The sequence below is a fragment of the Mitsuaria sp. MSU3D genome (assembly GCF_056867975.1).
The window spans coordinates 1,256,914-1,276,924 of the sequence record NZ_CP200314.1 but is presented as its reverse complement, the minus strand read 5'-3'; the positions used below and the strand labels follow the sequence as shown (position 1 = coordinate 1,276,924).

At 70.6% G+C, this 20,011-nt stretch carries 9 protein-coding genes; 3 read left to right on the top strand and 6 right to left on the bottom strand.

What is annotated here, in order from left to right; translation table 11 throughout:
• Positions 1-98 precede the first annotated feature (98 nt).
• Both AC1VNM_RS05835 and AC1VNM_RS05830 read left to right on the top strand, forming a co-directional pair.
• The gene (locus AC1VNM_RS05835; protein WP_483106181.1) at positions 99-3,689 is read left to right on the top strand and encodes an ATP-binding protein; all 3,591 of its coding nucleotides are present in this window, start codon (positions 99-101) and stop codon (positions 3,687-3,689) included.
• A gap of 225 nt (positions 3,690-3,914) precedes the next feature.
• A complete protein-coding gene (locus AC1VNM_RS05830) occupies positions 3,915-8,858 on the top strand; it encodes an autotransporter outer membrane beta-barrel domain-containing protein (RefSeq protein WP_483106180.1) in 4,944 nt (1,647 codons plus the stop codon).
• Positions 8,859-8,867: 9 nt separating this feature from the next.
• Here the strand turns inward: AC1VNM_RS05830 and ligD are convergent, their stop codons facing one another.
• Positions 8,868-11,618, bottom strand: a complete 2,751-nt coding sequence (gene ligD / locus AC1VNM_RS05825; protein WP_483106179.1) for a DNA ligase D — start codon at positions 11,616-11,618, stop codon at positions 8,868-8,870.
• A 28-nt stretch (positions 11,619-11,646) separates the two neighbouring features.
• Positions 11,647-12,669 carry a non-homologous end joining protein Ku gene (ku, locus tag AC1VNM_RS05820; RefSeq protein ID WP_483106178.1) on the bottom strand — a complete coding sequence of 341 codons (1,023 nt, stop codon included), beginning with the start codon at positions 12,667-12,669 and terminating at the stop codon, positions 11,647-11,649.
• Between the two features lie 217 nt (positions 12,670-12,886).
• Between ku and AC1VNM_RS05815 the strand changes: the two genes are divergently transcribed.
• A complete protein-coding gene (locus tag AC1VNM_RS05815) occupies positions 12,887-13,558 on the top strand; it encodes a phosphoribosyltransferase (protein ID WP_483109248.1) in 672 nt (223 codons plus the stop codon).
• Here AC1VNM_RS05815 and AC1VNM_RS05810 read toward each other — a convergent pair.
• From AC1VNM_RS05810 to smc, 4 genes are all read right to left on the bottom strand, one after another.
• Positions 13,555-14,235 carry an RES domain-containing protein gene (locus AC1VNM_RS05810; RefSeq protein WP_483106177.1) on the bottom strand — a complete coding sequence of 227 codons (681 nt, stop codon included), beginning with the start codon at positions 14,233-14,235 and terminating at the stop codon, positions 13,555-13,557. The two genes, AC1VNM_RS05815 and AC1VNM_RS05810, sit on opposite strands and share 4 nt — an antisense overlap.
• On the bottom strand, positions 14,232-14,783 hold the full coding sequence (locus AC1VNM_RS05805; protein ID WP_377155369.1) for a hypothetical protein: 552 nt from the start codon (positions 14,781-14,783) through the stop codon (positions 14,232-14,234). The genes AC1VNM_RS05810 and AC1VNM_RS05805 overlap by 4 nt, the downstream gene beginning before the upstream one ends.
• A gap of 256 nt (positions 14,784-15,039) precedes the next feature.
• Complete coding sequence (locus AC1VNM_RS05800; RefSeq protein WP_377155370.1) at positions 15,040-16,155, bottom strand: cell division protein FtsZ; 1,116 nt, start codon at positions 16,153-16,155, stop codon at positions 15,040-15,042.
• A gap of 67 nt (positions 16,156-16,222) precedes the next feature.
• A complete protein-coding gene (gene smc / locus AC1VNM_RS05795; protein WP_483106176.1) occupies positions 16,223-19,735 on the bottom strand; it encodes a chromosome segregation protein SMC in 3,513 nt (1,170 codons plus the stop codon).
• Positions 19,736-20,011 lie beyond the last annotated feature (276 nt).

The following is a 20,011-nucleotide window of genomic DNA, read 5'->3' as shown; positions in this document are numbered from 1 at the left end:
CGTGAAGGCCCCGGGTTCACCAGGCTGGTGCGGGTGCGCGGCTTGCTTGGGGCCCATGGACTCGCTTGAATCGGGCTTTCACAAGGAAAATTCTGCCGATGCATGCCTCGCCAGCCGGTTCCGACGGCCTCCCCTCCGCGCCGATCCCCGCGCCACTTCCGGCGCCGCGCCGCCGCCATTTCCTGGACGGCGGCGGCGAGATGGGCGAACGCATGCGCGCGCTGGACTGGAGCGCCACGCCGCTCGGTCCGCCGGACGGCTGGCCGGGCGCGCTGAAGACGGTCGTGCGGATGATGCTGGACTCGCGCTACGCGATGTGGATGGCGTGGGGGTCGGAGATGACCTTCTTCTGCAACGACGCCTACCTGCCGACGCTGGGCATGAAGCGCGAATGGGCGCTCGGGGCGCGTTCGCAACAAGTCTGGGCCGAAGTCTGGGACGCCGCGTACAGCCGCATCCGCCATGTGCAGGCGACCGGCGAGGCGACCTGGGACGAGGGGCTGCTGCTGTTCCTGGAACGCAGCGGTTTCGCCGAGGAGACGTATCACACCTTCTCCTACAGCCCGGTCTACGACGACGAACTGCGCGTGAACGGCATGCTGTGCGTCGTCACCGAGGTCACGGACCGGGTGATCGGCGAGCGCCGCCTGCGCGTGCTGCGCGACCTCGCGACGCGCACCGTCGGCGCGGACCAGCCGCACGAATGCGCGCGGCGGGCCTGCCACGTGGTGTCCGACTATCCGATGGACCTGCCGTTCGCGGCGCTCTACCTGGACGAACCCGGCGGCCAGACCGCGCGACGCATCTGCTTCAGCCTCCCGGGCGGCGCGGGGGCGGAGGGGGCCGACGTCCCCTTCCCCGAGCTCATCAGCCTGCTCGATCCGCCGGACGGCTGGCCGTTGCAGGATCTCGCCGCGGGCGGCGCGGCACGCGACCTGCCCGACATGCCGGCGCTGGGCGTGTCGCTGACGCTACCGCCCTGGCCCGAAACGCTGACGCGCGCCGTGCTGCTGCCGCTGCGCAGCGCGGGCAAGGACCTCGCCGGTTTCCTGGTGCTGGGCGTCAGCCCGCGCCGCCCGCTGGACGAGGACTACCGCGACTTCCTGAACCTGGTCGCGGGCCAGGTGTCGGCGGCGCTCGCCGACGCGTCCGCCTACGAGGCGGAACGCCGTCGCGCGGAATCGCTGGCCGCGCTCGACCGGGCGAAGACGGCCTTCTTCTCCAACATCAGCCACGAGTTCCGCACGCCGCTGACGCTGATGCTGGGCCCGCTCGAGGAACTGGTGACCGCGCCCGGCCTGGACGGCCCGGCGCGGGACCGGCTGGCGCTGGTGCTGCGCAACGCCACGCGGCTGCAGCGGCTGGTCAACACGCTGCTGGATTTCTCGCGCATCGAGGCCGGCCGCTCGCAGGCGCGCTACCAGGCGAGCGACCTCGCGGCGCTGACGCGTGACCTGGCGAGCACCTTCCGCTCCGCGATGGAGCGCGCCGGGCTGGCCTTCGAGGTCGACTGCGCGCCGCTGGGCGCGCACGCCTACGTCGACCGCGAGATGTGGGAAAAGATCGTCCTGAACCTGCTGTCCAACGCCTTCAAGTTCACGATGCGGGGGCAGGTGACGGTGCGGCTGCGTGAATCCGGACGTGAACCCGGACGTGAACCCGGCGGCGAGCCGGCCCTCGCCGTGCTGGAGGTGGCCGACACCGGCACCGGCATCCCCGCGGACGAGTTGCCGAAGGTCTTCGATCGTTTTCATCGCGTCGCGGGCGCGGAGGGGCGCACCCACGAGGGGTCGGGCATCGGTCTGGCACTGGTGCAGGAACTCGTGCGCCTGCACGGCGGCCGGATCGAGGTCTCCAGCGTCCATGGCGAGGGCACGCTCTTCCGCGTCCTGCTCCCGCTGGGGTGGGAGCACCTGCCGCCGGAGCACGTCGAACGCCTCGAGCGCGCGGAGGAGCGCCACGGGCGCGCCGGCGTCCCCGCGTCGCCAGCCAGCACGACCGGCGCGCGGGCCTACGTCGACGAGGCGCTGCGTTGGCTGCCCGCGCCGGAGCCGCTGCGGGAGGCCGCGCCCGGCCACGCCGGCGCCGATGGCGTCGACACCAGCCGCGACCCGGGCGCCGGCTGGCCGGCGGCGGACCAGCGCTTCGCCGCGACCTTCGGCGCGCGGGTCATCGTCGCCGACGACAACGCCGACATGCGCGCCTACCTGCGCGACCTGCTGTCGCCGTACTACGCGGTGGAGCTCACCGCGGACGGCCTGCAGGCCCTGGAGGCCGCGCGGCGCGAGCCGCCGGACCTGCTGCTGAGCGACGTCATGATGCCGAGGCTGGACGGCCTGGCGCTGCTGGCGGCGATCCGCGCGGATGCGCGGCTCGGCGGCGTGCCGGTGGTGCTGCTGTCGGCGCGGGCCGGCGAGGAGGCCCGCATCGAGGGCCTGGACACCGGCGCCGACGACTACCTGATCAAGCCGTTCTCGTCGCGCGAGCTGCTCGCGCGGCTGGGCGCGCTGCTGGAGCTGCGGCGCCTGCGGCAATCGTCGGAGGCGGCCTTCCGGCTGCGCACCGAGCAGTTCGAGACGCTGCTCAACGAGGCGCCGATGGGCGTGTTCCTGGTCGAGCACGACGGGACGGCGCTGCGCCTGCGCGAGGCCAATCCGACGGCGCGCGCGGCCTTCGGCGGTGCGCCGGAGCTGATCGGCGCACTGATCGGCGAACGATTCGACGCGCTCGTGGAGCGGCAGTGGGGCCATCCGCTGTCGGACCAGATCGTGTCCCTGTTCCAGCGCACGCTGGAGACCGGCGACCCGTACCACACGCCCGAGTTCATCCAGGAGCGCAGCGACCTGGGTGTCATCGAGGCCTACGAATGGCAGATCAGCCGGATCCCGCTGGCGGACGGCGCGCCGGGGGTGGTGTGCTACTTCCGCGAGATCTCCGCGCATCTGAAGGCGCGGCGGCGGCTGGAGGCGGCGGACCGCCAGAAGGACCAGTTCCTGGCGATGCTGGCGCACGAGCTGCGCAATCCGATCGCGCCGATCCGCAGCGCGGGCGACGTGCTGTCGCGTCTGGGCCTGCCGGATGAACGCTCGACCAAGATGGTGGACATCATCCGCCGCCAGGTCCAGACGCTCACGCGGCTGGTGGACGACCTGCTGGACGTCTCGCGGATCACGCAGGGTCGGGTGGAACTGCAGTGCGGGCCGGTGCTGCTGTCGGAGGTCATCGCGCAGGCGGTGGAGACGGCGGAGCCGCTGATGCGGGAGCGGCGCCACCACTTCTCGGTGACCACCGGCGGCTTGCCGGTGCGCGTGCACGGCGACCTGGCCCGGCTGGTGCAGTGTGTGGCCAACGTGCTGACGAACGCGGCGAAGTACACCGATCCGGAAGGCCGGATCGAGCTGGCGATGAGCGAGGAGCCGTCCCCGTCCGGCGGCCCCGGCATCGCGCTGATCCGCGTCAGCGACAACGGCATCGGCGTGCCGCCCGCGCTGCAGGCGACGATGTTCGACCTGTTCGTGCAGGGCGACCGCGCGCTGGACCGCTCGCAGGGCGGGCTGGGCATCGGCCTGTCGCTGGTGAAGCAGCTGATCGGCATGCACGGCGGCAGCGTCTCGGTGCACAGCGAGGGCACCAGCCGCGGCGCGCGGTTCGAGCTGCGCCTGCCCCTGCTCGCGCCCTCGCCTGCCTGACCCGCCAGTGCAGACGTGCGCCGTGACGGCGCGCGGGGGGATGTGGTCCGGCGTGAACCGCAGGGTTCGCGCGTCGTACTCATTCCGGGCTCGCATCGCGCCTCCGCCCCGTCGGCCAGGCGCCGTGCCGGCGCGCTGGACCTCGTCCTCCAGTGGGTCGGCAGGCTGGCCCTACGGCGGGCCCCGGGTCCGAGTCACAAGCCTCGTTCCCACTGGAGTTCCCCCATGTCTGCACCCCCTCGTCCCCGATCGTCGGGCAAGTCGGGCACGCTGGCCGGCGTCCGCCGCAGCCGCCTGGGCGTGGCCATCGGCGCGATGTCGCTCGCCTGCTGGGTGTCCGGGCCGGCCACGGCGTCCGCCGACAACGGCGTGGCGCCGGGGACCGGCGGCGAAGGGCGCCTCGGCCCATCGCCGTTCAGCGCCGTCCCGAACAATTTCACCGGCACGGGCGGCGATGCCGGCGGCCAGGGCGGATCGCCGGGGATCAACCGGGTGCGGAACAACAGCGTGAACGGCACCGGAGGCCAAGGGTATGGCCTCGGCCCCAACCCCCCCACGGTGCAGGGCGGCGCGGTCGGTCTTCTGATCTCGACGGACACCGGCATCACCGCCCTGCGTCTCGGCGGCAACGGAAAGGACGGACCCGATGCCGGCTTCCTGCGCTTCCACGGCGCCTCGGGCGGCGGCGGGGGCGCGGGGGTGTTCGCCACCTCGCCCCTCGCGCTCGAGGTCACCGCCGCCGGCGGTGTGGCCGGCGGCAACGGCGGCGCCGGCGGCACCGGGCAGCCGGGTTCCACCAACAGCGCCAAGGGCGGCGGCGGGGGCGGCGGCAACGGCGTCACGATGTCCGGCGGAGGACTGCTCACCAACGCCGGCACCATCGTGGGCGGTGCCGGGGGCCGTGGCGCGGGCAGCTCGGACATCAGCGCCCGTGCCGCGGGCGGCGGCGGAGGCGGCCACGCCGTCGAGGGCGCGAACCTCACGCTCATCAATCGAGGCACGCTGACCGGCGGGGTCGGCGGGGCCAGCGGCGGCTACCAGGCCCAAGCCGGCGAGGACGGCGCCGCGGTCCACTGGAGCGGCGGCGACAACCTCCTGCGGCTGCAGTCCGGCTCGGTCATCAACGGCGCGCTGTGGGTCGGCACCGGCGCCACCGCGACGCTGAGCGTGGAAGCTGCGGTCGCACCGATGACCGGGTGGCTGCTGCTGAACGGCAATGCGACGATCGACACGGCGGCGGACCTCTCCCTCGGCGGCCCCGTCACCGGCACCGGCCAGTTGACCAAGACCGGCGACGCCGTGTTGACGCTGTCGGGCAACGGCAGTTTCTCCGGCGGCCTCACGATCGGCGGCGGCGAAGTGCGTGCGTCCGCGCCGGCGCTGGGCACCGGCGCGATCCGCAACGACGCCCTGTTGCGCATCGACACCGCCACGGATGCCGCCCTGCCACAGGATCTGACCGGCACCGGCCGCTGGGTCAAGCAAGGGAGCGCCGCCTTGACGCTGGGCGGCACGACCCGCCTGGACGGGCCGCTGGACATCGCGCAGGGCCAGTTGGCGATCGGCGCCTCGGGCACGCTCGCCGCCGCCGCGCTGGCGCTCACCGGCGCCGACAGCCTTCTCGATCTGACGGCCACGGCCGGTGTCACGACGATCGGCGGCCTGGACGGCGGGGCGGGCTCGACGATCCGCACCGGTGCCGCCGCCCTGGTCGCCGGCGACGCGTCGGACCACGCGTTCTCGGGCACCGTCACCGGCCCCGGAGCGTTGGACAAACGCGGCCGTGGCACGCTGACACTCGCCGGCGCCAACGCCTATGCCGGCGGCACGACGATCAGCGCCGGCACCCTCGTGGGCTCGGCCGCGAGCTTCGGCAGCGGCGCGATCGCCGACAACGCCGTGCTGCGCATCGACCAGTCCACCGATGCCGATTGGGTGAACGCCGTCTCCGGCGTCGGCAGCGTCGAGAAGCGCGGCGCCGGCACCTTGACCTTGCAGCAGGCCATCGATGCGGCCGGTGGACTGAGCGTGGTGGACGGCAGGATCGTCGTCGCGCAGCAGGCGCTGCTGGGCACTGGCGCGGTGACGGTCGGCGGCCGGGGTCAGGTCGTGCTCCTCCTGGCCGCCGACACGGCCTTGCGCCACATCGGCGGCGACGGACTCGTGGCCGTCGATCTTGGCGACACGAATCGCCTGCTGACGATGAGCGCGGTTCCTGCGGGCGCCACGGCCTTCACGGGCACGCTGGTCCTGGACAACGCCGGCCTCGCGCTGACGGGACCGGGGGCCGAATCGCTCTCCGCCGCCGCGCTGCGCGTGAATGCCGGCGGCCGGCTGCTCGCCGGCGCGGACACGGGCTCGATCGGCACGCTGCGGATGAACGGGGGATCGATCCGTTTCACGCCGGCGGCCACGGACGACGCCACGAGCGTGCGACCGTTGCTGATCACTCGTTCACTGGACCTGTCGGGCAGCGGCACGATCCAGGTCGAGCTGGACCTGCATGGCGCGCCGGCCGCCGACTCGATGGGCCCGCTGCTGGCGCGTGATGACGGCGTGTCGCTGCTGCTGGCACGCACCGCCCCGGGCGGGCAGGTGCTGGGCGATGGCGCCGGGCTCGGCCTCGTCGGCATCGATGGTCAAGCCGTCGGGAACACCACCGTCGGCGAGGTCGTCCAGGGCGGGCAACGCGTGGCCCTCACATCGACGCGTTATGGCCTGTCCACGGGCGCGGCCCGGGACGGTCTGTACCTGACCGCCCGGCTGCTCGGTGTCGACGTGCTGGCCGGCCGGGAACTGACGCTCGCGGCGCCGGCCGATACCGACGGCACGGCGCGGGAGCTGTCAGTCCCGCTCGGCGGCGCGGGCGGCGTGGCCATCGACGCCGGAAGCGGCAGGACCATCCATCTCTCCAGCCTGGACAACACGTATGCCGGCGGCACGCGGCTGATCACGGGCACGCTGTCGCTGGCGGGCGGCAGCCTGCCCGAAGGGAGTGTCGTCACCTTCCAGGGCGTGGGCACCGGACTGGATCTCGGCGCCGCGGGGCGACCGCAACGCCTGGGCGGCCTGGACGGCGGCGACGCGTCGGGCAGGCTCCGCCTGGGCGCGCAGACGCTCACGCTGGAGACCGTCGGCGACCATGCGTTCGCAGGCACGATCGACGGTGCCGGCGCACTGGTGAAGACAGGTCCGGGCACCCAGACGCTGACAGGGACCAACACCTACGGCGGCGGCACCACGATCAACGCCGGCACGCTGGTGGGATCGACGTCCAGCTTCGGCGGCGGCGACATCCGCAACGACGGGACGTTGATCCTGGACCAGGCCGTCGACGGCACGCTCGCCAACACGATCTCCGGCGGCGGCACGGTCTCCAAGCAGGGCGCGGGGACCCTGACGCTGAGCAGCGCCATCACCGGCCCCGGCCCACTGCGCATCGAGGCCGGCACGCTCCGCACGGACCTGGCCCGCCTCGGCACGGGCCCGCTCGTGAACAACGCCGTGCTCGAGCTCGACGTCCCGCGCGGCGCGCTGCTGGACAGCCGCCTGAGCGGCACCGGCCAGCTCGTGAAGACGGGCGCCGGCGACCTGACGCTGGAAGGCTCGCAGGCCGCGGGCGGCATCAGCGTCCGCACCGGCGGCCTCATCGTCGGTGCCGCCGCGGACGGCAGCGCGCTGCTGCGCGGCAACGTCGACATCGGCGCCGGTGCCCGGCTGCAAGGCAAGGGCACGATCGACGGCAATGCCCGCGTGTCGAGGGACGCGACGCTGCAGTTGCTGGCGGCCAGCGCGGCACTGCGCGTGAAAGGCGACCTGCACCTGGACCCGGGCGCCCGGTTGAACGTCCTGCTGGATGCCACGAGCCGCCTGCCGGCCCTGATCGTCGACGGGAAGATGACCGTGGAGGGCGCGTCGCTCCATGTCGATGCGGAGGACGGCGACTGGAGACCCAACGAGCGCGTCGATCTGCTGCGCAGCGGCGCGGTCGACGGCCGGTTCTCCGCCGTCGACACGAACCTGGCCTTCCTGACGCCGACGCCCGAGTACACGTCGCAAGGCATCGCGCTGGTGATGCGACGCAACCAGGTCTCCTTCGTGGACCTGGCGCGGACGCCCAACCAGAAGAGCGTGGCCGGCTCGCTGGTGTCGCACGAGGACACCGCGCCGGCATCGGATCTGCTGGTCAAACTGCCCCGCAACGAGGTCGGAGTCGCGTTGGAAGACCTGGCAGGCGGGCTGCAGGCGGGCGCTCTCAATGCGCCGGCGATGGCCGCGGCGCAGCAGCGACTGGCGTTGAATCGCCAGTTGCGCAACGCACTGGGAACACGGCCCCCGACGGACTCGGGTCGCGGCCTGTGGGCCACGGTCTACGAGTCGCGCGGCACGCTGGTCGGCGACGCGGTCGACACGCTCGGCGCCACGACCGACGGGCTGCTGTTCGGCATCGATCTGTGGAGCGCGCAGGACGCCCGCCTCGGCGTCGCGATCGGCGCGGATCGGCAGACGGTGGCCAGCAACGGCGACGACCGCGCGGACGTGCGCTCGGGCTCGCTGGCGCTGTATGGCGGCCTGGCGTGGCACGGCTTCCACCTGCGGGGCGCCCTCTCCTACGCGCAGTCGCGCGTCCAGACCGGACGCGTGGTGGTCAGCGGCGGGACCGTCGCCGCGCTGAAGGCGAGCGAACGGGCACGTCACGCCGAGGGCTTCATCGAAGTCGGTCTGCCGGCTCGCCTGCCCTTCGGCCAGATCGAGCCCTTCTTCCAGGCCGGCCGCTTCGTGACCTGGGCGGACGGCTTCAACGAGCGCGGCGACGCCGCCGCGGCACTGACCGGCGGCAAGGCGCGCGACAGCCGTTCCTTCGGCATGGCCGGCCTGCACGGGAACATCGACGGGTGGCTCGCGCTGGGCGCCTCCTGGGGCCTGCAGGCAACGGCGGCCGTGCAGCACCTCGGAGGACCGGCCACGGTCACCCGGCGCGTCCGCTTGCCGGGCGCGGACAGCTTCGTCACCAGCGCGCCGTCGGGCGCGGGCACGGGGGTGCTGGCCGACCTGGGCCTGACGGTCCAGCCGCGTCCGGGCATGACCCTGGCCCTGCACGCCGCGCACGGAGAAACCGGCGGCAGCCGCGAGAACAGCGTGCGCGTGCAAGGCGTCTGGCAGTACTGAGACCCGCGCTCAGAGTCCCAGGAGCTTCATGCCCTGGGTCAAGGTCTGGCGGCTGGTCCAGTAGTCCTTCCACGGATCGGCCTTCTGGAAGCTGAGCCGATCGCGCGCGTTGGCGAGGGTCCACTGGTCGCCGCGCTTGACGTCGTCGAGCTCGTCCCAGTCGATGGGCATCGACACGCCCAGGCCGGGGCGCGCGCGGACCGAAAAGGCGCAGGCGGTGGTCTGCCCTTCCCCGTTGCGGAGGTAGTCCGGGAAGATCTTCCCGACGCGGTTCTTCGGTCCGCTCTTGGCCGAGAACTTCTTCGGGAAGGTCTCGGCCAGATGCTGCACGAGGGCCTGGCTGAAGGCCTTCGCCGTCGCATGGTCGTGGCGCCGCGCCAGCGGGACCACCACGTGCAGGCCCTTGCCGCCGCTGGTCTTCAGCCAGCTCCGCAGGCCGAGTTCCTTGAGCAGCGCGCGCGTGATGCGCGCCGCGTCCACGACCGCGGGGAATGCAACGCCCTCGCCCGGGTCCAGGTCGATGATGAAGCGGTCCGCGCGGTCGAGCTTGTCGTCCTGCGCGTTCCAGGTGTGGAACTCGATCGCGTTCATCTGCGTCAAGTGCATCAGCGCGGCCGGATCGGGAAGGACGATGAGCGCGTCGCCCTCGACGTGCTTCTGGAAGAACAGCTGGCCCTCGATGCCGTCGGGCGCGCGCACGATCGCGACGGGTCGCCGCCCCAGGTGCGGTTGCATCCACTCGATCACGCTTTCGTAGAAGCGGATCAGCTCGATCTTCGTGTGGCCGGTGGACGGATCGATGACGCGCTCCGGATGCGTGATGCGCAACTGTCCGGAGGTGGCCGAGGTCGATGCGTTCGCCTTGCTCGAACGCTTGGCCGTGGTCTTGGCCGTGGTGTTGGCCGTGGTCTTGGCCGCCGCGCTCGAAGACCCGGAGGACTTCGGCGCCTTGACCGCCTCGGCGGGCTTGGCCGATTCCCGCCCGATGTCCTTCGGCGCCTTGTCTTCGCGCTCGCCCTGGAACGATGCGTGGCGCACGTGGCCGTCCGGCGTCCACTCCGCGAAGGCGACTTCGACGACGAGCGTGGGCTTCACCCAGCGCGCGGCGCCCCCGGCGCGACCGGTGATGCGGGCCCAGTGACTGCGGGCGATGGTCTGTTCGTCGAAGTGCGGCCTCTTGACTTCGATCGCCGTGAGCTGCCGGTGCATCTCGCCGGCCTGCTTCAGCGACCAGCCGGTGCCCACACGCCCGGCGTAGCGGAGTTCGCCGTCCTCGTAGTAGCCGAGCAGCAGGCTGCCCAGTGCCTTCGCGCCGTCGGACCGGTCCGTGAAACCGACGACCACGAACTCCTGCCGCAGCTGGCACTTCAGCTTCACCCACGCGTCGCTGCGGGCGGACACATAGCCGCTGTCCGGCCGCTTCAGGATCAGCCCTTCGAGCCGCATCTGGCACGCGGCGGCGAGCATCTCCTCGGGCGGCACCGCGAAGTCCTCGCTGAAGCGCAGGCGTTCGCCCTCGTGGCCGGCCATCAACGCGCGCAGCACGGCGCGGCGGTGGATCAAGGGCACTTCGCGCAGGTCGTGGCCGTTCAGGAACGGCAGGTCGAAGAGGAAGTAGACGATGTCCTCGTGTTGCGTGCGCTTCGGATGGCCGATCGCGTTCTGCAGCAGGTTGAAGTCGGGCGCGCCGTCGTCGCGCAGCACGACGATCTCACCGTCCAGCCAGCCGCTGTCGATGTCGAGGCCTTTGATCGCCTCGGCAAGCGACGGCAGACGGGAGGTCCAGTCGTTGCCGCCGCGCGTCATCAGCCGGACCTTGCCCTTGTCGACCCGTGCCATCAGCCGGTAGCCGTCGAACTTCGCCTCGGCGATCCAGTCGCCGGGCGGGGTCGCGCTGACCAAGGTGGCGAGTTGCGGCGTGAGCTCGGCGGGCAGCCGCGCCTTCTTCGCGCGGCTCAGGTCAGGGTCGGCGCCATCGCGGATGCCGGTGGACGGGTCGTCGGATCCGCCCGCTGACACGCCATCGGCCTTCACCGCCTTGGCGGATCCGGTGGGCTTGGTGGGCTTGGTGGGCTTGGTCGATTTGGCAGGCTTGGCAGGCTTGGCGGGCTCCACGCCACGCGCCGCTGCCCGTCCCAACGGATGCTGGATGACGCTGTCAGGCAGCTCGACGGTGACGTCGAACTCGGCATGCGGACGCTCCAGGCCATCGTGCTTCTTGATCAGCAGCCACTGCTCGCGCTTGGCGTCGCCGCGCGAGGTCCGGATCAACTGCCACAGCCCGGCCAGTTTCTGCCCGTGCAGGCGGAACACCAGCTTGCCGTCGCGCAGTCCGTCGTGGGGATCGCCTTCGGGCGTCCAGGTGCCGTTGTCCCAGACGATCACCTCGCCGGCGCCGTACTGCTTCGGCGGGATCGTGCCTTCGAAGCCGCCGTAGGACAGCGGGTGATCCTCGACGTGGATCGCCATGCGGCGTTCCTTCGGGTCGTACGACGGCCCCTTGGGGACCGCCCAGCTCAGCAGGACGCCGTCGAGCTCCAGCCGGAAGTCGTAGTGCAGGTGGCTGGCCCAGTGCTTCTGGATGACGAAGGACAGCGCCTGGGCCGACGTCGTTGCCGATGTCCTGCCGCGGGCCGGACGCTTCGCCCGCGGGCGGGCAGGCCCCGCGTCATGTCCGGCATCGTCCGGCTCGGGCGTGATGCGGAAGTCCCGCTTCTGGCGGTAGCGGGACAGCGGATCCTGGCGCGCTGCGGTCGGCATCGAACGGCTCCTCGCGTGTCCGCGGCGCTCAGGCCGCCTTCTTCTTCGACTTCCCGCCGAGGCTGCGGCGCAGCAGCTCGGTGAGGTCGACGACGTTGCCGCCCTCGCCCGCCGATTCGGGCGCGGCCTCGAGCGGCGTGACCGTCTCCGTCTCGCCCTCGTCGACCTTGCGCGCGATCAGCGCGCGGATCGCGGCGGTGAACTCGTCGTGGTAGTCCTCGGGGTGCCAGTCGTTGCTCATCTCGTCGATCAGCTGGCGCGCCATCTGCAGTTCGGCGGGTTTGAAGCCATGCGCCGACTTGCCCTCGGCGGGCAGGTCGAGGTCGTCGCAGGGGCGGATCTCGTTGGCCCAGCGCAGCATGCCGATCATCAGCGCCGGTCCCGCGGGCAGCAGCGCGGCCAGGTGTTCCTTGCTGTGGATCACCAGCCGCGCGATCGCGATGAGGCCGGCGTCCGCCATCGCCTCGCGCAGCAGCGCGTAGACCTTGCCGGACTTGCCGATGGGCTCGAGGTAGTACGGCTTCTCCAGGTAGACGAAGGACACCTGGGTCGCGGGGACGAAGGTCTCGATCTCGATGGTCTGCGTGGTGGTCGGATAGGCCTTGCGGATCTCGTCGTCGGAGACCAGGACGTAGTCGCCGTTCTCCTGCTTCACGCCCTTGACGATCTGCGTCTTGTCGATGTCCTTGCCGGTGCGCTTGTTGATGCGCTTGTAGCCGACCGGATCCATGGTGCGCTTGTCGAGCCAGTCGAAGTCGACGCGCTGGTCCCGGGAGGCCGGATACAGCGCCACCGGCACGTGCAGCAGACCGAAGCTGATCGCGCCCTTCCAGATCGCGCGGCGCGCGGCGGGAGCGTCGTCGCTGTCGCCCCGGGTCGACGCCGCATCGGCGGATTTGCCCCGGGCCTTGGTGTGCGCCGCCTTTGCGGGCGACGCCCGGTCGGCATTGGAAGCGCGCTTGCGGCTCGCGCCGGAGGTGCTCCGACTGGCCGGGCGCGGGGCCGGTTTGCGGCTGCCCGTGGAGGACGTGGAGGTGGTTCTGCTGGGCATGGGGACCTCGACGGCGGATTCGATGGAATCCACTCATCGGCAAATCGCGCGCCCGTGAACCGAGGGAGTCCACGCCGGCACGGGCATCCGGCTTGCTCTGTCCTGGGGATGGAAACACCGCCGTTGCGAGGCCATCATGTCCCCGGAAGCCCACGCCATGCTGCTTGTCCGCCCCTCCTCCGACGTCCCCGATCCGGAGTCACGTGCCCGGCTGCTGATGGCTGTTGAGCAGCGATTCCTGGATCGGCGCGATGCGGGCCGACAACTGGCGAGCCGTCTGACGGCCTACGCGCATCGCGACGATGTGACGGTGCTGGCGCTGCCGCGCGGCGGCGTGCCGGTGGCGGCGGAGATCGCGCGGGCGCTGGAAGCGCCGCTGGACATCCTGGTCGTGCGCAAGCTGGGCCTGCCCGGACAGCCCGAGTACGCCATGGGCGCCATCGCCTCGGGCGACGTGCGCGTGCTCAACACGCAGGTGCTGCAGCAGCTGGCGATCAGTTATTCCGCGATCGACCTCGTGACCCGCGCCGAGACGCGCGAGCTGCACCGGCGCGAGAAGCTCTATCGCGGCGACCGGCCGATGCCACCGGTCGACGGCCGACAGGTGATCCTCGTGGACGACGGCATGGCGACGGGCGCGTCGATGCGCGCGGGCGTTCAGGCGCTGCGGGAATTGCGGCCGGCGAGGATCGTCGTGGCGGTGCCGGTGTCGTCGGCGGAGACCTGCCACCTGATCACGCAGGACGCGGACGAGGTCATCTGCGCGCGGACGCCGGAGCGCTTCCGCTCCGTCGGGCAGTGGTACGAGCGGTTCGAGCAGACGACGGATGAGGAGGTGCGGCGGTTGTTGGCGACCGCACCCGAGCTGTCGACGACGGCCAGGGATTAAGCGACCAGTTCATGTTGCTCACCCCAGGTCCGCGGACTGGCCTCTCCCAAAGGCCGGATGAAGGGGTGTGCGGCCAGAAAGGCTTGGAACTCGACATCATCTCCAAGTCGTGGGCGCTCCACACTTGGCTGCAAATCCATCTCCTCCTTGCGCGAATGCCAGATGGCATACACCCGGCCAGGCTGGAAGCGGTGGAACGACTCATAGCTCAGGCCATGCACGAGATGGCCATATCGACGGAAGAGCTCGAGCGCCATTCGGCGCGACGACTCGTAGCCCGGCTCAAGTTTGCCTTCGAGACCGAGAACATGACGGTTCGGCCCATCGATGGGGATGAAGAGCCCCGGCTGCCGCATCCTGAATCGGACAACACGAAGTTGTGTCGCCACAGAGGGTTTCCAGAAAATCTGATTTGACCAGCAGTCCCAGAACAGGGCGCGGACTTCCGTCGCGCACGACTGGACGTTGGATGCCGTGTAGAGCACCGCAAATTCATTCTCGTGACCGACGGGCGGATCGATGTGATTGTTTCGAAATCGAGCCGGAGGTGGATTCCAGTCGGCATCGGGATGATCGTAGGCACGAATCAGCGTGACAGTGCCGGGATCAACCAGTTCCAGGTCCAACTCCCGGCCGTTGAACAGAGGTACACCGAGCAGTTTCTGGGTGGGTGTCATCGGACCCTCCGATGCTGCAATTCGTCCTTGACTGCCCCGAGCACTGACCCGAGCCGAAACTCCGGCGATTGCAGGAAGAGCCAACTGGCCTCGCGCTCCGGCAATGCATCGTACAAACGATGCCCGAGGAGCACTTCCAGCGGCGTCGCCCAGGCGAGCATGCGCGTTGGCACGCGAAAGAAGGACCCGATATCCCGCGAGTCCATCCATGCGTCGCCGGCGTCGATCGCCTCGAAGAATCGACCCAGTATCGAGCGCAACGGTGCTCCGGCCACGCCTGGCAATGCCTGGAAGAGACCGAAGAGCGGGTAGGACTGGGATGCCGCCACGAAGCTGATGACTTGCCGGGCAGTCTCCAACTTCGTGACGACATCGGGGTCGACCTTCAGCAGCGCGGCCAGTTGTTCCCTGGAGCCGAACGTCGTGGCAAGGAGGAACACGTTCGGATCGACCTCGGGAGCGGGCTCGGTCGGAAGGGTAAGCGCTGCGTTGGCTGCAGGCGCCATCCATGGACGCGGCCTGCTTGCCGCGGGTTCGAGAATTTCCATCACTTCAACACCGTGCCCGTTGCCGGGTACACGTCCATCAACACACACGTCTTCACTGTGCCGATGGTGCGTTTGTCACGCCATGACTGAAAGGTCTGCGAACTGGCTTGCAACCTAGATGAACACGGAGTCGCGATGACACGAACTTGCGCTTGACCGTCAGAACGGACCGGTCAACGTCGCGAAAACGGCCTGCCGGAATGAGCAACGGGCACCTTGCGGGTGCCCGTTGCTCATTCGAAGGCGCGTTCGGCGATCAGCTGAACAGGCGTCTCGCCACCGCGCTGCCCGCGGCGAGATCGCGCGCGGCCAGCGACTTGTAGAGCTCCGACAGTTCCTGTCCGATCGACTGGAACGCATGCAGGTTCAGGATCTGGTTGCGGTCGTCGCAGAGGTCGGCCTCGAAGTCGCGGGCCAGGTTGCGCGCCGATTCCTGCCAGGTCGCGAACGGCTCCAGCGCCTCCGGCGTCTGCAGCACGTCCAGCGACAGCGTCAGTTCCCGCAGCGCCGAGGCCTGCGGGTCTTCCGCCAGGGCCGCCTGGGCATCGAAGTTCAGCGTCAGCAGCGGCGGCGCGCCCTCCTCGGCCGCCGGCATCACCAGCCGGCCGGGAATCGATCCGGGCACGAACCCGTGCCGCAGCGCCCCCTGCTGCACGAAGCCCAGCGTCCACGCCGCGCCACGCGCCTTCAGCACGATCGCCAGCTGCGCGTCATGGCCCGCCGCGAACTGGTCGAGCTCACGCGCCCGGCCGACGACGTCCAGCATGTCCGGGAACTCCGGCATCGCACCGATGCCGTCCGCGAAGCCCTGGATCTTCTGCACGAACTCCGAGTACTCGATCTCGTTGAGCGCCCCGCTGCGGTTGGCCATCTGCAGCCCCGCCTGGAACTCGCCGTAGCGCTGGCCCGGATGCGGCAGTTCCCACTCGCCGCTGTCCGCGTTCAGGCCTTCGATGTGGAACGGCTTCGTGCCCGCGCGCCGGCTGCCCGGCAGGTGCGACAGCGCCATCTCGCCGCTCACCGGCGACTCCGGCGTCATCGTCGCGATCGCGTCGATCAGCGCGTCGATCCGCGTCGACGCCTTGCGTGCCCGCGCCATCGCCGGCACCGTCTCGTCCAGCGTGCGCAGATCCATCGTGCGCGAGTCCACCGCCTCGCCGTCGGCCGTGCCGTCCAGCGTGACCGGCGACTGGCCCGTCGCGGCGCCGCCCGCGCCCAGGCTGGGCTCCTGGCGGTCGCCCGCCGGCACGATCGGCTCGGCGCGCCGCGGGCCCGCCTTGCGCGCGCTCCACCAGCCCTGCGCCAGCAGCCCCACCAGCACCACGCCGCCCAGCGCGGCCAACAGCGTCGTCAGGTTCCAGTCCGTCGTCATCGCTCATTTGCTCCTGCGGCCCCGCGCGCCTCGTGCGCTTCGTGCGCCGCGATCACCGTCATCATCCTCATTGCTCGGCCATCGCCAGCGCGGATTCCATGTCCACCGCCACGATGCGCGACACGCCCTGCTCCTGCATCGTCACGCCGATCAGCTGACGGGCCATCTCCATCGCGATCTTGTTGTGCGAGATGAACAGGAACTGCGTGATCTTGCTCATCTCCTGCACGAGGCGCGCGTAGCGTTCCGTGTTCGCGTCGTCCAGCGGCGCGTCCACCTCGTCCAGCAGGCAGAACGGCGCCGGATTCAGCTGGAAGATCGCGAACACCAGCGCGATCGCCGTCAGCGCCTTCTCGCCGCCCGACAGCAGGTGGATGGTCGAGTTCTTCTTGCCCGGCGGCTGCGCCATCACCTGCACGCCGGCGTCCAGGATCTCGTCGCCGGTCATGACCAGCTTGGCCTGGCCGCCGCCGAACAGGCTCGGGAACATGCGCCCGAAATGCTCGTTGACCTGGGTGAAGGTCGAGCCCAGCAGGTCGCGCGTCTCCAGGTCGATCTTGTGGATCGCGTCCTCCAGCGTCGTGATCGCGCTGGTGAGGTCGGCCATCTGCGAGTCGAGGAAGGTCTTGCGCTCGCGCGCCGCGCCCAGCTCGTCGAGCGCCGCCAGGTTCACCGCGCCCAGCGCCGCGATGTCGCGGTTGATGCGGTCGATCTCGCCCTGCAGGCCGTAGAGCTTGACGCCGCCGTCCTCGACGCCCTTCGCCAACGCCTCCAGGTCGACGTTCTGCGCCACCAGCTGTTCCATGAACTGCTGGCCGCCGAGCGCGGCCGCCTGCTCGTCGAGCTGCAGCTTGGTGATGCGCTCGCGCAGCGGCTCGAGCGCACGTTCGATCGTCATGCGCTGCTCTTCGCTGCGCTTGAGGCGCTGGCTGAGGTCGTCGTAGTTGGCGCGAACGACGGCCAGCGCCTGCTCGCGCTCCATCTTCAGCGCCAGCGCGTCCTGCAGGCCGGCCTGCGCGGCGGCGTCGTCGAGCTCGGCGCGCTCTTGCGCCATGCTCTGCACCGTCTGCTCGTTGACCTGCACCTGCTGGCGCGAGGTCTCGATGCCGCGCTGCAGTTCGCCGCGCTTGGCCGCCAGCGCGCGGGCACTGAAGACCGCCTCCTGCGCGCGGCGCTCCAGCACGCGCTGATGCTCGCGGGCCTCGGTCAGCTTGCGCTCGGCGTTGATCACCGACTCGTCGAGCTCGGCATGTTTTTCCTGCGTCGTTGCGAGCTGCAGATCCAGTTCCTCGAAGCGCGCCTCGCCTTCCATGCGGCGTTCCATCAGCGCTTCGTGCTGCGCGTCGATCTCGCCGAGCTCGTCGTCGAGCTGCGTGCGGCGCGCGACGGCGGCCTCGGTCTGCTGCGCCAGGCGCAGCAACTCGACCTGCAGCTGATGCGCGCGGGCCTGCGTTTCCGAGGCCTCGCGGCGCACCACGGCCAGCCGCTGCGACGCGTCCGTGTAGCTCGCTTCGGCGCGCACGGCCTGGGCGCGCGACTCGTCGGCGATCAGGGTCTGCGCGCGCTGTTCGCGCTCGAGGTTCTCGATCTCCTGCGCACGGGCCAGCAGGCCGGCGGTCTCGCTGTCGGGGGCGTAGAAGCTCACCGCGAACTGGCTCACCGCGTGGCCGTCGCGGGTCATGATCAGCTCGCCATGGGTCAGCTTCGGACGCTGCGCCAGCGCGTCGCCGATGGACTCCGCCGTGTAGATGCCTTCGAGCCAGTCGTTCAGCAGCGCCTTCAGGCCGTTGGACTCCAGCTTGAGCAGGTCGCTCAGCGGCGACAGCGCGCGATGCGTGTTGACGATCTCGCCGCTGGGCAGCGAATAGAACGCCAGCCGCGCCGGCGGCGGATCGGACGCGAAGGCCTGCACCGTCTCCAGCCGGCCGACCGAGAGCGCGCCCATGCGCTCGCGCATCGCGGCCTCGAGGGCGTTCTCCCAGCCCGGCGTGATGTGCAGCTGCGTCCACAGACCCTTGATGTCCTGAAGGCCGTGCTTGGCCAGCCAGGGCTTGAGCTTGCCTTCGGTCTGCACCTTCTCCTGCAGCGCGCGCAGCGCGGTCAGGCGGGCGACGATGTCCGTCAGCCTCGCTGCCTGCTGCTGCGATTCGCGCTGCGCGTGCTGGCGGGCCTCGTCGGCGGCGGGCGCGGCTTCGGCGAGTTCCGCCAGACGCGCGTCGGCGACGGCCTGCTGTTCATCGGCGGCGACCGACAGGCGCTTCACCTCGTCGAGCTTGTCGTGCTGCGGCGCCGCCAGGCCCTGGCGCTCCTGCGCGAGGCGCTCGCGGCGGCCGCGCAGGCCCTTGAGCTGCTCGTCGACGCTGCGGCTCTCCGCGGCCAGCACCTGGATCTGCTGCTGGACCTGCGTCACCTGCGTGCGCTGCTCGTTGGCGCGGCCTTGCGCGGCGCGCACCTGGTCCTCGACCTCGGGCAGCTTCATCGCCTGCTCCTCGGCCTGGGCGGCGAGGATCTCGCTCTGCTCCTCGGCCTGGGCGATCTGGGTGGCGACGTCCTCGAGCTCGACCTGCGCCTGCTCGGCGCGGTCCTGCCACTGCTGGTTCTGCGCCTGCAGCTCGAGCAGCCGCTGCTCCAGCCGCTGGCGGCCTTCGACGACGTAGCGGATGCGCTCCTCAAGCCGGCTGACTTCCATCTGCGCCTCGGCCATGCGGCCCTGCGCGGCATGCAGTTCGTCGCCGGCGCCGTAGTGGGCCTGGCGGATGGTCTCCAGCTCGGCCTCGAGCTGGCGCAGCTCGGCCATCCGGGCCTCGAGCGCGTTGACCGCCTCCGAGTGCTCGGTCTTGACTCGCGTGGCCTCGCCCGCCGCGTCGCGATGCTTCAGGAACCACAGCTGGTGCAGCTTCAGCGTGCCCTGCTCCTGCAGGTTGCGGTAGTTCGCGGCGACCTCGGCCTGGCGCTCCAGCTTCTCGAGGTTGTTGTTGAGCTCGCGGAGGATGTCCTCGACGCGGGTCAGGTTCTCGCGCGTGTCGCGCAGGCGGAGCTCGGTCTCGCGTCTGCGTTCCTTGTACTTCGAGACGCCCGCGGCCTCCTCGAGGAACATGCGCAGTTCCTCGGGCTTGGATTCGATGATCCGGCTGATCGTGCCCTGGCCGATGATGGCGTAGGCGCGCGGCCCGAGGCCGGTGCCCAGGAACACGTCCTGCACGTCGCGGCGCCGCACCGGCTGGTTGTTGATGAAGTAGCTGCTGGTGCCGTCGCGGGTCAGGACGCGCTTGACGGCGATCTCGGTGAACTGGTTCCACTGGCCGCCGGCGCGGGCGCTGGTGTTGTCGAACACCAGTTCCACGCTGGAGCGGCTGGCCGGCTTGCGGTTGCCCGAGCCGTTGAAGATCACGTCCTGCATGGACTCGCCGCGCAGTTCGCTGGCCTTGCTTTCGCCCAGCACCCAGCGCACCGCGTCCATGATGTTGGACTTGCCGCAGCCGTTGGGGCCGACCACGCCGACCAGCTGCCCGGGCAGCTGGAAGGTCGTCGGATCGGCAAAGGACTTGAAGCCCGAGAGCTTGATCGAGTTCAGTCGCATCGGGTGGGATCACCGGCCGTCGCAGCCGTCACGTGATCTAAGCCTTTGATTTGATTGTGGAAACGCCCCTTGACGGGGCGCTCGATTCGCGGCGGATGATACCATCGCGCCCTTCGCATTCCGGCCGCCGCCGCCCTCTGAAGCAGCGACCCGGCCGCCACCCGCATTCATCCCCCGCCCATGGCCAAGAACACCCCCGTCAAGCCCGCGTCGACCGCGTCCTCCACCAAGGCACTGAAGGCTTCGAAGCTGAAGATGGTCGCACCGATCAAGGCC

Excerpts from the sequence above, each read along its gene's own strand:
- AC1VNM_RS05830 (WP_483106180.1), top strand. The coding sequence starts at position 3,915 with ATGTCTGCACCCCCTCGTCCCCGATCGTCGGGCAAGTCGGGCACGCTG.
- AC1VNM_RS05835 (WP_483106181.1), top strand. The coding sequence starts at position 99 with ATGCATGCCTCGCCAGCCGGTTCCGACGGCCTCCCCTCCGCGCCGATC.
- AC1VNM_RS05815 (WP_483109248.1), top strand. The coding sequence starts at position 12,887 with ATGGCTGTTGAGCAGCGATTCCTGGATCGGCGCGATGCGGGCCGACAA.
- AC1VNM_RS05800 (WP_377155370.1), bottom strand. The coding sequence starts at position 16,155 with ATGACGACGGACTGGAACCTGACGACGCTGTTGGCCGCGCTGGGCGGC.
- smc (WP_483106176.1), bottom strand. The coding sequence starts at position 19,735 with ATGCGACTGAACTCGATCAAGCTCTCGGGCTTCAAGTCCTTTGCCGAT.
- ligD (WP_483106179.1), bottom strand. The coding sequence starts at position 11,618 with ATGCCGACCGCAGCGCGCCAGGATCCGCTGTCCCGCTACCGCCAGAAG.
- AC1VNM_RS05805 (WP_377155369.1), bottom strand. The coding sequence starts at position 14,783 with ATGGAAATTCTCGAACCCGCGGCAAGCAGGCCGCGTCCATGGATGGCG.
- ku (WP_483106178.1), bottom strand. The coding sequence starts at position 12,669 with ATGCCCAGCAGAACCACCTCCACGTCCTCCACGGGCAGCCGCAAACCG.
- AC1VNM_RS05810 (WP_483106177.1), bottom strand. The coding sequence starts at position 14,235 with ATGACACCCACCCAGAAACTGCTCGGTGTACCTCTGTTCAACGGCCGG.